The sequence below is a fragment of the Breoghania sp. genome (assembly GCF_963674635.1).
Taxonomy (GTDB): domain Bacteria; phylum Pseudomonadota; class Alphaproteobacteria; order Rhizobiales; family Stappiaceae; genus Breoghania.
In genome coordinates, this window is record NZ_OY771475.1 from 1,177,631 (window position 1) to 1,192,552 (window position 14,922).

The following is a 14,922-nucleotide window of genomic DNA, read 5'->3' on the forward strand; positions in this document are numbered from 1 at the left end:
ATCACGGCCAGTGGCTATCGTTCTCCAGGTCGGCTGGAATCGGGTCCATTGCCGCCAGCGCAAACGAGGCAACCCAGATCGGCTGACGGAACGCCGCCGCTGCAACCTCTATTGCCCGCCACTCCGCCGCCGTCACCGATACCGGGCCGGTGTCCGTGACGATATCGACGGTGCCCGCAGGCATGCCCGTGTCGATCAGCGCACCCGCGAATTTGGATACCTCATCCCAGCCCGACAGGTCCTTCGGCGTGGTGCCGATCCGATGCACCCCGCGTGCATCGCGAAAATCAAAATCAAACCCCGCCGCCAGCCGCCGGGCGCGCTCCACATAGACGTCATCGGCAACCGGCGGGCGCACGGCCCGCGCCGCCGCCACGAGTGCCGGGGACACCCCGCCCGGCTCATGAGCGCGCAGCACATCCAGTAATTCGGCTGCATCGGCAATGCCCTGCGCCGCGCCGTGGACGTCCTGCCACGCGATGAATGCGGCATCGCCGCTCTCCACGAAGTCCGCCTTTGCAGAGCTGTAATAATCGCCCGTGTCGAGCACATGCCAATATCGATCCATGGTCGATGCCTCAGACATAATAGCCATCCTCGCTAAGAGCCCCGGCCGCATCGCCCGGCAGATGCGTTGCGCCCGCACCGTTGACAAAGATCGTGGCGCGTACGCGCGCAAAATACCTCTGCCCGGTAGCAAGACCGCTCCACGTGTTGTTTGGCAAGTAGACACAGCCCAACGTGCTCGCCACCGCGAACCGGGCCGTAAAATTCGGGCTGCCAACGAGTGAAACCGTCCGGTTTGCAACCGAGATCATCGCGTAGCCGTCTGCGTAGTAGTGGCAACCACCGCCTCCGATGATCGCATAGTCCCCCATTGCGTTGATCTCAGCTGAGCCGAGCGCATAGATATGCACCTGGTTGAAGACGGTGCCGACCGTATCGAAGTTGATATTGCGAAAGTCGAGACGCCCACTGTCCATGTGGATACAGCGGGAGATGCTGCCAGAACCGCCGATCTGCATGTTCCGCAGATCCCACGTTCCCAGAATGCCGAGCCCCATAAACGCGGACCCGCCGGAAGGCCTGACAATCACGTCAGAGGCGACACCGCTCGCCCCCTGAATGATGCACTTGCCGCCAACCAGGTCCTTTAGCGTTACATTTTCCGCATAGGTTCCCGGCGCCACCGAAATCGTGGCGGAGTGCCCGGCCATATCGATCGCCGCCACTGCGTCGACACCACGCTGGATCGTGGCGAATGCCGTGCCTGCGGTCATCCCGTCGTTGGCATCGTCGCCGCCGGTTTCGCTCACAAAATAGGTGCGAGGCCCATTCAGGGCCTCGCGCACCGGCCCCGTGATCGTGCCCGTAACTGTCAGGTCCACAACCTCAACCGAGGCCCCGAGATCAACCGCGCCCGTTGCACGGCCGATCCCGATCACATCCACCCATGCCACGCCGTCGGCGGAGCGCTGTAACCGGAAGTCGTCATCGCCAAACGCCCCCCAGCGCCAGCGATAATCACCACCCGTCGTCAGCACCGTGCCGGCACTGTCGCCCGCCAGCACCTTGGCGAGCGTCAGCAACCCGTTTGAGCCCTCCACATCGAGCGTCGATGACAGGCTGTCGATCAGCGCCTGCACGGCACTCAGCAGCGACGGCACCATGAGGTGCGTCTGCAATGCCATGTAGGAGAGCCCGGAAGCAGACGCCCCCGCATAGGCCGGATCGATGGTCGCCGCCCCGTCGCCGCCCACCGCAGCGATGCGATGCACAGCGACCGTCCCGTCCGCCGCCACGATCAGAACCAGATTGTCGGCCCTGAGATTGGCGAGCCAGCCTGTGCCCGTGCCGGAGAGCACGGCAGAGCCTGCGGTCACCGCGACGGTGCCCGTTTGATAGAGTGCCGATGTCATGATTTCTCCTGCGCGCACGACCGCGCTAGTTGTATTTCCCAACCCACACGATGTATTTGACGGTTACGCTAGAAAGAGAGATCGCGTTACCGACAAGATAGGCTTGGGTGCGCAAGATAACGTTTCCGCCAGTTATGATCAGTTGCAGAAACCGATGCGCGTTGCCTCCCCAGGCACGATCTATATACAGCGTGTCCGTGATCTGCGCCATGTCCAGCGGATCGGTGTAGTAAGAGCTGATTTTCAGAAAACCGAGTTTGAAATCAGAGTCCAGCGGGCACGTGCCTAGCTGCCTGTCTACAACCGATCTCGAATTCTCAGTCATGTTCAAAAGGGACGGAAAGCTTACTGTACCCTGGTAGACATTTGAGATGTAGAGCGACTGTTCCTCTGTATCAAAAATCCGCGCTCCGTCCGGACCGTGGATTTTTATGCCGTCGGTCGCATTGGCCACGAACCCCGGCGAACCCTCCCCCGGTGTGCCGCCTACACCAACAGCTGTTGACGGGCGGACACTTGCCCCGGGAGGGCCACCGTTCCACGCCGAATATGTGTGCAGGTCGTCCTGGTCATATTTCCATTGGGTGTAACTGTTGACCCCATAGAACGTCCAGAATGACAGCGCCTGATCTTGGGGCGGGAATGCAAACCTCACATGGCCTGCATCCTTCCACAACTGGCGGGTCGCCAGCGACACACGATCATCGATATTTATTGAATCGGGGGTGATTAGAAGACGATTAGACATCAGAAATCGCTCGGCACTACAAGATTGAATATGCCAACCCGAATAGTAACTTCTGTGGCATATAAAGCTGTATATTTATTATATATGTAAAGCTCTTCTCTAATCTTAACATATGTATCGTCAGTCAATAATGTCACATAATGGTTGGATGTTTCATCCGCTGGGCTTCTGCGGCTTTGCAAAAGTATAGTACCATTAAAACCAACATCCTTACTGCCGAATACGATATTCCCGAATATGAGCGGCCTGCCGGTCTGGCCGTGAGCAAACAGATTTGTTGTTCTGCCATGCCAGCCAGAGGCAGAGGTGCCGAGCGTTGTGAACGTGCCCTCCCACACCTCATTGATGCCGAGATACGCGAGACCCGAATGGTAATAGACCCGCGACAGATCCGCCGACGGATCGGCAATCACCGGATCGGAGCGGATCGCCGCCGATAGTTGCTCCGGTGTCGGATCCACCGGATCTAACGCACTATCGCGCTGCCAGATGCACACGACATTTGGGTCCGCATAGAGGTGCCGCCGCATCGTCATGGTGCCACCGCCGCGCTCATCAGGATAAACGGTGCATCCAGGTTGATTTCCATGAGCCCTCTCCCGCCGACCATCGAGCCGGTCGTGATATCGTCCGCCGTGATGCTCTGCGAAATCAGGTTCGAAAAATAGGCCGTGCCGCCCTCAAACACGATCGGCGGCACCGCATCGCCCGCCTCACCTTCGGGCGGCAACACCAAAAACTTGTCCGCGCGGATCGCGAACGTGTATTCCGGCCCGCTCCCGTCCGGGGCCTGCGCGCCCGTAAATGCGAAACCGCCGTAACTCCCGCCATCGACAGAGCCGCGCAGAACGTAGCTGGTGGAAAGCCCGGCAATGGATTCCGCATAGGTCTGCAACTCGGTCGTCAGCCCGTCGATGGAGGCCGAAACCGCCGTCAGTGCCGACGCTGTCGCCGTGTCCCCATCCACACGCGCCGTCTGCTCCTCGACAATCGCCGCCTGCGCGCTGCCAAGCTCGGCGAGGACGGCGGAAACCCGCTGCTCGATGGTGCCGATCACGGCGCGATCCGCAAACGCCTTGGCAAGCGCGGCCTGCGCGATCTCATCCGCCCGCGACGCGACATCCGCAGCCAGCCGTTCGGCCCGCTCCAGCGCCTCTTTTGCCTGCCCGTAAAGGTCCGTGGCCGTCACCGATGTCCCGTCCGGCAAACGCAATTCCGGCGTTCCGGCGGCAACGGCGACAGGATCGGACCACGCGCCTTGCGTCTTGCCCACGGCCGCCATACGGATCCACAAGGCATCGAACAGCACGGGCGCGGAAAAGGTCGGCAATGCGCCGGCATAGATCGGCTCCCAGGCGGAAAGATCGTAGGACACCTCCGCCTTGAAACTCACCGCCGGGCCAGAGACTGCGGCACTCACATGCACACGCGATTCCGCGACCGACTGTTCGCGCCGCACATAGACGCCAGTGATGTGCGGAATGCCGGTCGAAGGCGGCAAAACGCCCGTTGTCGGACGATCCGGCACACTCACCCCCTGATCGGCAACATACACGGCCGGATTGTCGACCACGGCCGATATGGACACCCGGTCGCCCTCCGGCTGCATCATCAAGATGATGACACGCCGCGCAAAGGATACCCCCTCACCGATCAGATATGTGGGGGCCTCCTCGCCCGTATCGACGATCTGATCGTCGAGCGGCCCGTGCTGCCCCTCCACATAGGCAAGGTCGGCCGCATCCAGCGTGACAACAGTGCCCGTCCAGCCGGTCAGTTTGACGGGCCCCCACTCGCCGCCGCGCTTGGTGCGCAGCATGATGTAGGTGTTTGCCGGGTCCGTGTCCGGTTCCGCGCTCAAGGTCAGGTCGAGCCCGTTCCGTCCGCGCAGGATCCCGGATGCCCCCCATGTCTGCGGCATCTCGCATTGCACGATCGCGCTGTCGCCGCGGCGAAGCAGGCGCCCCTCCCACTCCGTCTCGAATGAGACAAACACGCGACGGTAGTAATTGTCGGCCGCCGAATAGATACCCTCAGCCCAGGCCTGATCGCGCTGACACACGCCGAACAGCTTCTTGCGCACCGGCGCGACGGAATTTGAGGCAGCGAGCGTGCAACGAACCTCGGCAGGCTGCCAGGTCTCTTCGTCGATGTATTCGACGATCACATCGTCGGCCGTGTCCGAACGGTGCATCTCGTAATCGATTGAGAGCGAGTTGCGCACAATGTTCCGGTCGGTGAAAACCTGCCGGGCAAGAGCTCGCGGCTCATCGCGCACCATGGAAATGACATTGCCGGAAAACGACACGGAGGCCCGCCCCGCAGCAAGCACCGCCTGCATCGCGTCGAACCGTGTTTGCCGGGTGTCGAACACGCCGTCGAACCTGTCGCCGCGCGCCGCCCACACGGCATCGTAGGAAAGGAACGCGGCAAGATCGATGCGCGCATCGGGCAGCGCAGCACCGTAGATCGCATTGCGGCAGATATCGACGGCCGCCCAGGCAATCGAGCGCGTCGGTGCCTCGCTCCATTGCTCACCATCCCACACCGGCAAGATGCGCGTCTGGATAACGGATATGCGCTGCGAGGACTGCGCGGAAAGCTGCTCGTTCGCGCGCACCTTTACCGCGAGCGTGGAACAGGGGAAGCTCTGAGGCCCGTCGAGATAGGCGCGCAGCCCGCCCCACTCCAGCCGGTCAAGCTTCTTGTCCCCCGACGACCACGGATTGACGCGCTGCGCGCGCACCTCATACCGCCCGAGCGGAACATCAAGGCTGCGAGAGATCCGCTGCGGCGTGGCGGTCTTCATCGACAGTGTTTCCGCGCTCAGCGTCTCCCAACTGCCAACAGCAACGCCGGAATCGTCGATCTCGCGATACTCGATATTCCACGACACGGAAACGGACTGGCGGTCCCCTTTGTCGTTGAAGGCATAAAGCCCCTCGGGAAAAAACAGATCGACCGCAAGGCGGTGCGCTTGCTGGCCTGAGGGCACGGCCGCGTAGGGGCCGATCCAGATAAGCTCTTCCAGCAACAGCGATGCGACATCAGACGACGTTTCCACCTGCACCGGGAAGGCCGTGACCTCTTCGTCCGGATCGTGGAAGGTGAGTTCGATATCGTCGATGGAGCCCGTGAACCCGTCGGCAGCCGTCCAGACGACGGTTTCGCCGATATAAACGGCCTCCGCCTCATAGCGACCCATGCCGCGCGACAGCAGCATGTAGAGATATTGGTCGTTCCCCTCGAATTCCTGATAAGGATCCGCCGCATAATCCGGCACCATCCGCATCCGGCCATATTGCACGGGGATGGGCTCATAGAGCCTTGCCGCATTGCCCGATGCGCTGGTCGAATAGGTCGGCGACGCCTCAAGGTTTCCGGCGCGCCCGGCAACGGGCGGCGCGCCGATCAGCGTCTGTATCAGGATGCCGCCACCGATCAGGATCGCCGTGCCGATGGCCCCGGCAGCCGTTGCCCCCAGGCTGAGCGCACCCGCAAGAAATCCACCGGCCCACGGCGCGAATACGGCTAGTGCGATCATGGCGACGAAACCGAGGATTTGCTTTCCGCCGCCCCCGCCTGCGGGCAGCACGACAGCCTCGATCACGGCTGTGTCGGCAACCGGCATCTGCCAGTCTTTGCGCAAGACTGCCTGCCCGTCGACCGACACGACGAAGGGAAGCGCGGCGGGCGGGCCGTGTCGGGCAATATGGGCGGCAAGCGGCGTGCCCGCGTCTGCCGGCGGCAGCGCGACAGGCGAAAGGAGCGGCCAGGGATGATGCGTCATGCGTCGATTTCGTGAAAGGTCACATGCCGCCACCCGGCGGCCTTGATATCCGGAAGGCGCTCGAAGACGACACCCGCCGGATCGTGGGCGTGGATCACCCCACCCCCGTCAATGTCGAGCCATGTCCCGATGTGGATCGGTGCGCGCGAACGCCCCATCAGAACGCCGCAGCCATGCACCGGCCCGGCAATCTCGCGCCACCGGGCGCGCTCATTGTGACTGGCGATCATCCGCGCCAGTTCCGCCGCGCCGGCCCCCTCGATCCGTATTGCATCGAGAGCCCGCCCGAGCAGCCCCTGCACGACAACAAAGCAGCCCCAGCAGTTGAGGCGCGGTGCGCGGTTTGCGATGTCGTATGGCGTCCCGATCAGCGCCTGTATCGCCGCGAGATCGCCCACCGGACCTGTCATCGGCATCAGCTCGTCAGCGTCCGGAACGTTTCGATATCGTAGAGCCGCGCAGGGAATAGCCGGTCTTGCCAGTCATTGAGCCGGGCCGTCGCGGTCGCGCGCTGGCCATTGACGGAAATGCGTGAAAGCTCGATGCCGTCAACCAGCGTCTGCGGCCCGTCCATGCCGACGATGTATTCGCGATAGGTCAATTCGATGGGTGCGCGAATATTCACCGCCTCTTCCAGGTGCGGAAGGATCTGGCGCGAGGCGTTATCAACCCAGAACTTGACCTGCGGCACCTGCCCCTCAGCCGAAGATGGCGGCTCGAACCCGAACGGCAGGGAAAGAAAATTGACCGTCTGCCCGCCGTCCATCGGGGCCGCATCCTCCAGCAGAAACGCATGGTCGGCCTCATCGGCGACTAGGCGAATGGCGATCACGTTCCCGTCTTCGACAAATCCCGGATGACGCAATTCGACCGTGTGCAGCACCACCGTCGAGGTGGCGCTTGCATATGCCTCCTCAACCGCCGCCGACCATTCATCGCTCATGGGCTACAGCTCCACCTTGATCTCAACCGCCACGACAATCAGCCGCCCGGAACGTGCGGGCCGTGTCCGCGAGACCATCCGCACCGTCTTGGCGACCATGCCTGCCCCTTCCATCCACACCGGCATGGTGAAGCGTTTCGTGCCCTGTGCCAGATCGGTGCGCCAGAAGGTATCGAAGGTTGCAAACTGCGTCTCATCGAGGCGCAGGGAAAAACTCTGCTTCTGATGCTGTACCGTCCCGCGCGGACGCGACCGATCGTTGCCCGCCTCGAATTCCGTCGTGATCGGCGGGTTCGCCTCTTCGCTCACCTGAAAGTCGCGGCGGCGAGGCGTTGCCGGCACGCTGGCCGGCCAGACAGGAAGCGCCATGCGTTATCCCTCCACCCGTCAGCGCACCAGCGTCCGGGCGTTCGTAATCCCGAATGTCTGGGAAATCGCGCTGCGCACCGGTCCGCCGCTGGAGATGTCCTCGGCGACAGCCTTGCGCACCCGGCGCAACATGACATCGATGTCGAAGCCGCCCTGGTCGTTCCGGCGGCTATCAACCTCCGCCTCGCCGCCTTCTGACGTGACATTGACATTGAAGACCGGCGACATCACCGCCTGCGGCATCATCCCGGCCATGCCCTCAAGACCCTGAATCCCGCTGGAAAGCCCGCGCTTCATGGTGCGGGACAGAACGGCCTCGCCATCCTCCAGGATCGCCGGACGCTCGCCGATGCGAAGCGCGCCGGTATGAAACCGCTTCGCCTGCGCCATCACCCGCGAGGGGATTTCGCGAACCGTGCGCGGGCTGCCGTCAACCGACATGGTGCCTTCGTGATAGATGGCCGCCATGGAGGTAGACGGAACAAAGCTTGAGCCGCCCCCCAAAAGGCTACTTATGAACGAGACGATACCGCCGCCGATACCGCCGAACCCGCCGCCGCGCATGCCGCCGCCAAGCGCCGCATAAATCAGTTGCTGCGAGGCCATGCGCAAGGCGATGGAGGCGACGTTTTCCAGCGCACCGGCAAAGCTGTCGAGCGCGTCCTCACCATGGGAAATATCGAGGATCGCCCCGGAAAAGTTATCCGCCAACACGCCGCGCGCATCATCGGCCGCAAGCTTGATCTGGCGCATCTCATCGGCGGCGAGCGCCGATTGCGCAGCCAGCGCATCGAGCCCGGCGCCAGACCCGGCAATCGCGCGAACCTTTTCCAGCGCCGCCGCGGAATCGTCGGAGGCTTCCAGAAATTCCCGCATCGCCGCGGCCGCCGCCCGCTGCGCGGCGGCATCGCCACGGCCGGCACCGGCATATTTCTCGAACACCCCGGCGCCGCGCAGTTCCGCGATCCGCGCAAGCCGGGATTCCAGATCCTGTGCAGGCGTGCGCGCCGCGGCGAGCAACTGCTCGACCTCGCGCAACATCTTGGCGGCCTCGGTATTCGAACCGCCCTTGGGCATGGAGTTCTTGACGGCGGCCTGATAGTCGCTTTCCGCTTTGGTGCGCGCCGCCGCGGCCTGCTCCGCGCTCAGCAGCCCCTTCTGTTCCAGCACGGCGATTTCCGCGAGCGTCGCCTTGTGCTTTTCGGCGGCGGGCGTGATCTTTTCTATCCAGACATATGCCTGCGCGCGCAACTCGGTGGTGATGCGATCAACCACTTTTCCGCCGGTTTCTCCCCCAAAGACAAAGTCCGGCGAGTATCCATCCCGCTTGTCAAGGATAGCCTGCATTTCCTCCGCCTGACGGAGCAGCTCTGAGACACGCCCATCGACACGCCCTATCTGCGCGCGTGTACGGTTATTCTCCGGGAGGGCCTGCAAACGCTCAAGCTCCGCACGCGCTTCTGCAAGATCATTCAAGACGTCCGCATAATTTACCCGCAACGCTGAGGTTGTTTTGTCTTCAACCTTGGCGAATATATCAATTAGCGTACGCAGACCATCGGCGGCAGTGTCGACAAATGTCTGCACAGCGGCATTTAGCGGCGCGAACTTGACCAGCGTCTCCGACCACTTCTTGTTCATGATCTCGATTTGAAGGTTCAGTTCCCGCGAAGCTTCCTTCCCCTTTGTGACGAATGCCTCTTCGATGACAAAGCCAGTTTCACGAGCCTCCTGCCGCATTGAGGTGAGCGAGGATGTCGTCTCCGTCAGGAGCCGCGTAAACTGCTCACCCGCTGTGCCGCCGAACAGTTCATCGAGAATTCTGATTTGCCCGGCACGGTCAAAACCGCGGAGCTTTGATATGATCTCATCGAGCAGCGCAGGCGTATCGCTGAGTTTGCCCCTTAGTTCATCCTGACTGAGCCCCAGACGCTGAAATGCCTCGACAGCAGGTCCCGCCCCCGTCTGGACATACTCGTCAGTCCGCAGTTGCAGTTCCTTGATGCCATCGGTCAGCGCATCGATCCCGATGCCGGTCTTGAGAGCGATATATTCGAACTCCTGAAACGTCTCCACGTTGAGGCCAGCCGTGGAGGCGCTGGCGGCAAGTTCCGCCATTTGGATCGAAGCGTCTCTTGCTTTGGAGGCAAGCAATCCCAGCCCCGCCGTCATCGCCCCAATTCCTGCGGCAGCGGCAACCCCGAGCGGACCAAGCGCGCTCAAGCCAGCACCGACAGGCCCCAACGATCCCGCAAAGCCGCCAAGGCGCGTTTTGACCTCGCCGACTGTGCGGTCAACCGCCTTCAGCCCCCGGTTGGCGGGAGGGACGCCCTTTGCAATCGCTTCCAGGGCTTTGCGACCCTCGCGGCCAACCCCCTTGAGTTCCTTTTCGACGATCTTCCCATCGACAACCGCGAGACGGATCGAAACAGTGCCAGCGTTCTTTCCTGTCATATCGGCACTTTCTCCAATGATTTCCGGCTTGCCTACCGTTACGAAGACAGTTCACAGTGCTGCCCCGCAAAGGCCCATTCCGCCGTTTTTCTTAAGAGGCACTGCACATACATCTGCGAATTTCAGTAGTTTTTCTCTTTTTCCTTGTCCGCCGGCTTCGCCGCGGCTGCCAGCATCCCGGCTTCAAATCCATTGATCGCGGCAATCAGCATGTCGCGGTCAAGCCATTCGGATCCCGACACGCGCGCAAGCACCTCTTCCGCGCTCAGCCCCTCTAGCCGCCCGCTGAACCCGTTGCGTCGCCAGACGCCGCCGGATGAACCGGCAATGCGCACCACGGCCACGCCTTCACCCGTGCGCGGCGCATTGGCCCGCATCGGGCAGGCATCGCCGCAGTCCGTCCCTAGATCGGCGCAGCCCTTGCAATAGTCTCCGCCGCCTCCACCGATCCATTCGGCGAGGCGGCGCATGCGTTTCCCTCCGCACTCACCGTGCGTACTGCCGACCAGGCCAACCGCTCGAACGCGGCGAAACAATCGGCGTTGCTCAAGAGCATCCCGATATGCTTGCGGGTGATTTCGATGGGGTTGCCGTCGGCATCGCCGACACCGTCCCAATCGGTGACCAGCATTTCGAACAGAAGCGCGTTGACGAGAAAGCGCGTCAGGCCGATCACGCGATCAACCTGCGCCTCCATATCCTCGCCATCCTCAGGCCCGGCGAATTCATCCAGCCCGAATTCGCGCAGCCCCTGCGGCGCCTTCAGCCAGTCGGCGACGATCTGCGCGGCTTCGGTTTCAGCCTGAATGGATTCGATGGAGGTTGCCGGGCGCATGGTCAGCCAGGCGCCATCGACGAACTTGCGCCGCCTGACGGTGCGGTCGATCTTTTCAACCCTCAGCATCAGTAAGACTCGATGCCGTTGGTGACGGCAATCGTCAGCATCGGATCTGTTGCCGACTGTTCCGCCCGCCAGTTCAGTTCCGCCTCAAGTCCGCCCGGCCCGCCGATGGGGGCGAAGGCCCCTTTTTCAAACCGTGCATTCGCCATTACAAACGAAATCTTGGCTGTCGCGGAGGCAGCCAGTTCGAATTCGAACTTGAACGGATCGCCCGCCGCCATCAGGTCATAATAGCTTTCATTGGCGTAACGAATGCGGGCCGACCCGCTACAGGTCGCATCCGCGTCGAGTTCGAATCCGGAGGAATATTTCGTGCCGTTCAGGCTGTCGTCGGCCGCGGCGTTGTTGTTGTACTGGAACGACCCGCCGCGGAAATTGCCGACCTCCACGTCGTCGATCAACACGCGACCGATGGCCGCCGCGATCGGGTTGCGCGCAAGCATCGCCACAGGCGCGCCACCCCCGGTTGCGGCAAGTTTCACCTGGTTTCGGCCCAGAATGTTGACATTGGCCTGCCGGTAACCCGCCGAGCGGGTGGTGTCGAAACTGAAACTGTCGGCAAGACAACCAATCGACTGGAAGAACGCGGCCCCTGCCCGCTTCTCGATTTCGATGGTATAGAAGGGCAGCACCTCGCCGCCTGAGGCGAAGGTGTGCGTGTAGGGCCCCGTGCCGGTCGTAACCGGCGCGCCCAGGAGCGCGGTCAGCCAGTAGGCGATATGGTTGAGATCGAGCGGCACCGCGATCTGTCCGGAAAGTGAAGCGAGCCCCGGCGCAAGCGCGAGCGTGTCGCGATTGTTCGTGCGTTCCTGCCCGAGAAGCGGATCGTCCTCAAACGGCTCCGCCTCCCCGAGATTTTCCGAATAAAACGGGGTGCGCGTGTAATTGCCGGTGGCCGCCGTATCGAAGGCGCTCTGGATGCCGAACAGCATGTTTGCGGTCTTGCCGCGGGGCTTGGCTGCGGTGGGCATGTTCGTTTCTCCTCAAGGATCCTGATTCTCACAGCCCGGCAAGGGCGCGGTCGCGCGCATTGGCCCGGCGCGCCCGGCTTCCGGTTTCAAGCTCCGCTGCCGCATCCATCGGCACGGAAACGACCTTGCCGTGCGCACCGAAGCCTGTTTCGTCATCCAGCAGCACAACGTCGACCATCTCAGGCTCAGGCGCGCGGCCCTGTTCGCCCGCCGCTTCTGCGGCGCTCGCCTTGCGTTTCGTCATTTCGGGAACCTCGTGTTCGTCTGTGACCGGCGGAACCTAGAAAGGCCGATCGGAGGTGAGCGTCATCACCACATCGATTTCCGCAGCCCGCAGGCCGGATATGCCTTCGGTCGCGAGATTGTCGCGGCGCAGCCCCGTGATTTCCGCATTGTCGACCACACCGCCAAGTGTGCGGTCGGCATCAAGCGCATCGTCCAGCGCAAGCAGACCGGCCTCAAAGGCCGCGCGCAGATCCGCTTCCGTATCGGCTTTCACAAACCATTCGAAGGTCGCCGACTGGCTCAGTTCGTACGGTTCCTCGCCACCAAGCTGCGTTTCCAGCGTGGCGACATCACCATCAACCATGTTGAGATAGGCCAGTGCGCCCCCATCCAGTGCGCTGAAGGCATCGTCGAGCGTCCGGTTGCGCTCCAGCGCCGGAAGGCTGATGGAGGCCGCGGCATTGATCGCGACTTCCAGTGCATCGAGTGCCGCCCCTGTTCGCGTGGTCATGCGGCCTCCGAAAGCGCGCGCCCGATCCGCTCGCTCGCGAGTTTCGGGAATTGCCGTTCAAGCACGGCGATGATGTGCGAAATGTTGATCCGGACGCCAAGGCGAACCTGCTTGACGAGAACATACATGAGCAATTGTTCATCCCCGATCCGGGCTCGTTTACTCTTGCTCGTCTTTCTGGAGGCCGCCCGCTTTCCCCGCGACCGTCTGAAACCTTTGTCGGCGATGGCGTAAAACCTGCGACCACCAGCGGCCGGAATGACCCGAAGGCTATCCGTGCCGTACTCCTCCAGAAATTCTTCCATGCGCATCGGTCCACGCTTGCCGCCCTTTCCGGTGCGGGGCGCGAATTCCGTCGGGATGGCGAGGAAGCCGCCCGCACTCGGGGAGCGGATAGGCTTTCCTTCAGAAAACGCCCGCATGATCTGCGGGGCCTTGGAAAAGATCAGCCCCGCAGGCTGAAGTGTCGGTTTCCCCCGGCGAGGATAGACATTGCCCCGCCAGGTCTTTTCAAGCCTGCCGCCAAGCCCAGCCGATCTGGTTGCCATCCGCAGGCGACGCTTGCCGAGATCTGTTGCCGCGTTGACGCCATCGCGAACAGCGCCCGTCAGCCGCTGTTCCTTGGCCTTGAGGTACTTCTCAAGGTCGCCCCGGATCGCCAGTTGCAGCCCGAGCGTCATGACACAGCCTCGCACTGGCACGCCCACACGAGCCGCGCACTGTCAAAAAGCCGAGGCTTGGAAACGATCCTGTAGCTCTCGCCGGAAAGCGCGAAGAGCCCGCCCTTCACCGGCTCCGCAATCTCGCTTCGCCGCACCTCCAGCCGGGACGTGCGCACCTGCGGCCGCGCCTGCCCCCAATCGATCCCCTCGTCATCATCCTGCATGACGATGACACGTATCCCGGCGACCTCAACGCCGGATGGCGGCGTATAGGTCGCCGCCCGGCCAAACCGCGAGAACGCGGTGTCGACCGGACGGGCGGCTTTCGTCGGATCCATGGCGGTGCCGATCAGTCCGAGGAATAGCACTCGACGAGGCATTCCGGCTGCTTGCAGACCGGCAGGCGGTTCGTCTGCGACTTCATCTCCACGCCCTCGCCATGCTTCAGCACCTCGACCGAGATGAAGACGGGATCGGCGGCATCCGGCGCCACGTTGACCATGTCGATGTGGTGCGCCGGCCCCTGGTAGGTCGCGAACATGGACTGTGTACCGGTCGGGTACGCATGCCCCTTGCCCGCCGCGACCGCGACCTCGGACGTGATCGCGCCGCTGGAGTTGCGCACCGGAAACGTCGCCTTGTACTCGCGGAACATGAGTTGGCCGAATTCGAAGACGCGCCCCCAGTTGCCGCCAAGCCGGTCGCGCTCGAACTTCTGCAGCGTCTGCGCCTGCTGCGTCTGCAGCCAGAACTTCTCGACGTTCGGATGCGACGTGAACCTGTTGAAGAACGTGGTGTCGACGATCACCTCGACCTGCCCGACCGTCTCGCCCTTGGCGTTTCTTATGATGTGGTCGGCGACTTCCTCGCACTTCTCCACCATGTTCGTGGCGGCCGTGCCGAGCTTGAAGTCGATGGTCTTTTTCGTGATGCCGAAAACCTCGTAGAGATCGTAGAGCGTCTTGCCCTTACCATCCTTGATCAGGCCCTTGAGCATGCCCATGCGAACGTATTCCAGCGTGACGGCGTGGTGGCCGCGGATGGTTTTAAGTTTCTTCGCCGTCTCGCTGTCGAGATCGCGCGCCTGCATCACACCGCCGACCACCTGAATGCCGTTGGCAAGGTCCGCCGCCTTGATCGTGCCGAGATGCGGGAAGTGCGGGACGATCAGGATGATCCCGCCTTCGGTATCATCTTCCGACATCTGCCCGGGCGCGCCCGGCTCTTCGGCGGCGAGCACGACGAGCTGCCCGTCGCGGTAGTCGATACGCACGTAGCGCGAGCCGATCGGCTCACTCGGCGCGATATCGAGTGCGTTCAAAAGGCCGAAGTTGTTGGGGAGGCGGTTGACCTCCTCGGTCAACTCCACATTCGTATAGGGAAACAGAATCTCCGGCATCGCCGTATCTCCTGACTGGCGGGCCTTTTC

At 62.4% G+C, this 14,922-nt stretch carries 17 protein-coding genes; all 17 read right to left on the reverse strand.

Annotated features, from left to right (window positions below; translation table 11 throughout):
- Position 1: 1 nt before the first annotated feature.
- The 17 genes from ABGM93_RS05275 to ABGM93_RS05355 all read right to left on the reverse strand — a co-directional run bounded on the left by ABGM93_RS05275 (position 2) and on the right by ABGM93_RS05355 (position 14,892).
- Complete coding sequence (locus ABGM93_RS05275; protein WP_321504032.1) at positions 2-586, reverse strand: hypothetical protein; 585 nt, start codon at positions 584-586, stop codon at positions 2-4.
- Positions 579-1,919: a hypothetical protein gene (locus ABGM93_RS05280; RefSeq protein WP_321504033.1), complete on the reverse strand. Its 1,341-nt coding sequence runs from the start codon at positions 1,917-1,919 to the stop codon at positions 579-581. The genes ABGM93_RS05275 and ABGM93_RS05280 overlap by 8 nt, the downstream gene beginning before the upstream one ends.
- A 25-nt stretch (positions 1,920-1,944) precedes the next feature.
- Positions 1,945-2,667 carry a hypothetical protein gene (locus ABGM93_RS05285; protein WP_321504034.1) on the reverse strand — a complete coding sequence of 241 codons (723 nt, stop codon included), beginning with the start codon at positions 2,665-2,667 and terminating at the stop codon, positions 1,945-1,947.
- A complete protein-coding gene (locus ABGM93_RS05290; protein ID WP_321504035.1) occupies positions 2,667-3,203 on the reverse strand; it encodes a hypothetical protein in 537 nt (178 codons plus the stop codon). Before ABGM93_RS05290 ends, ABGM93_RS05285 begins: the two co-directional genes overlap by 1 nt.
- Positions 3,200-6,457: a host specificity factor TipJ family phage tail protein gene (locus ABGM93_RS05295; RefSeq protein ID WP_321504036.1), complete on the reverse strand. Its 3,258-nt coding sequence runs from the start codon at positions 6,455-6,457 to the stop codon at positions 3,200-3,202. Before ABGM93_RS05295 ends, ABGM93_RS05290 begins: the two co-directional genes overlap by 4 nt.
- Positions 6,454-6,867 (reverse strand): hypothetical protein, encoded by a 414-nt coding sequence (locus tag ABGM93_RS05300; RefSeq protein ID WP_321504037.1) that lies wholly within the window; start codon positions 6,865-6,867, stop codon positions 6,454-6,456. Before ABGM93_RS05300 ends, ABGM93_RS05295 begins: the two co-directional genes overlap by 4 nt.
- 5 nt (positions 6,868-6,872) lie before the next feature.
- Complete coding sequence (locus ABGM93_RS05305) at positions 6,873-7,400, reverse strand: DUF1833 family protein (RefSeq protein WP_321504038.1); 528 nt, start codon at positions 7,398-7,400, stop codon at positions 6,873-6,875.
- Positions 7,401-7,403: 3 nt separating this feature from the next.
- The gene (locus tag ABGM93_RS05310; RefSeq protein ID WP_321504039.1) at positions 7,404-7,769 is read right to left on the reverse strand and encodes a hypothetical protein; all 366 of its coding nucleotides are present in this window, start codon (positions 7,767-7,769) and stop codon (positions 7,404-7,406) included.
- A gap of 18 nt (positions 7,770-7,787) precedes the next feature.
- Positions 7,788-10,223 (reverse strand): hypothetical protein, encoded by a 2,436-nt coding sequence (locus ABGM93_RS05315; RefSeq protein WP_321504040.1) that lies wholly within the window; start codon positions 10,221-10,223, stop codon positions 7,788-7,790.
- Between the two features lie 122 nt (positions 10,224-10,345).
- The gene (locus ABGM93_RS05320; RefSeq protein ID WP_321504041.1) at positions 10,346-10,693 is read right to left on the reverse strand and encodes a hypothetical protein; all 348 of its coding nucleotides are present in this window, start codon (positions 10,691-10,693) and stop codon (positions 10,346-10,348) included.
- Positions 10,627-11,127, reverse strand: coding sequence for a hypothetical protein (locus ABGM93_RS05325; RefSeq protein WP_321504042.1), 501 nt, complete (start codon positions 11,125-11,127; stop codon positions 10,627-10,629). The genes ABGM93_RS05320 and ABGM93_RS05325 overlap by 67 nt, the downstream gene beginning before the upstream one ends.
- Positions 11,127-12,095 (reverse strand): phage tail tube protein, encoded by a 969-nt coding sequence (locus ABGM93_RS05330; protein ID WP_321504043.1) that lies wholly within the window; start codon positions 12,093-12,095, stop codon positions 11,127-11,129. The genes ABGM93_RS05325 and ABGM93_RS05330 overlap by 1 nt, the downstream gene beginning before the upstream one ends.
- Positions 12,096-12,123: 28 nt before the next feature.
- Positions 12,124-12,339 (reverse strand): hypothetical protein, encoded by a 216-nt coding sequence (locus ABGM93_RS05335; RefSeq protein WP_321504044.1) that lies wholly within the window; start codon positions 12,337-12,339, stop codon positions 12,124-12,126.
- 36 nt (positions 12,340-12,375) lie between these two features.
- On the reverse strand, positions 12,376-12,831 hold the full coding sequence (locus ABGM93_RS05340; protein WP_321504045.1) for a hypothetical protein: 456 nt from the start codon (positions 12,829-12,831) through the stop codon (positions 12,376-12,378).
- Positions 12,828-13,511, reverse strand: a complete 684-nt coding sequence (locus tag ABGM93_RS05345) for a DUF6441 family protein (protein ID WP_321504046.1) — start codon at positions 13,509-13,511, stop codon at positions 12,828-12,830. The genes ABGM93_RS05340 and ABGM93_RS05345 overlap by 4 nt, the downstream gene beginning before the upstream one ends.
- On the reverse strand, positions 13,508-13,861 hold the full coding sequence (locus ABGM93_RS05350; protein ID WP_321504047.1) for a hypothetical protein: 354 nt from the start codon (positions 13,859-13,861) through the stop codon (positions 13,508-13,510). Before ABGM93_RS05350 ends, ABGM93_RS05345 begins: the two co-directional genes overlap by 4 nt.
- A complete protein-coding gene (locus ABGM93_RS05355) occupies positions 13,843-14,892 on the reverse strand; it encodes a major capsid protein (RefSeq protein ID WP_321504048.1) in 1,050 nt (349 codons plus the stop codon). Before ABGM93_RS05355 ends, ABGM93_RS05350 begins: the two co-directional genes overlap by 19 nt.
- Positions 14,893-14,922 lie beyond the last annotated feature (30 nt).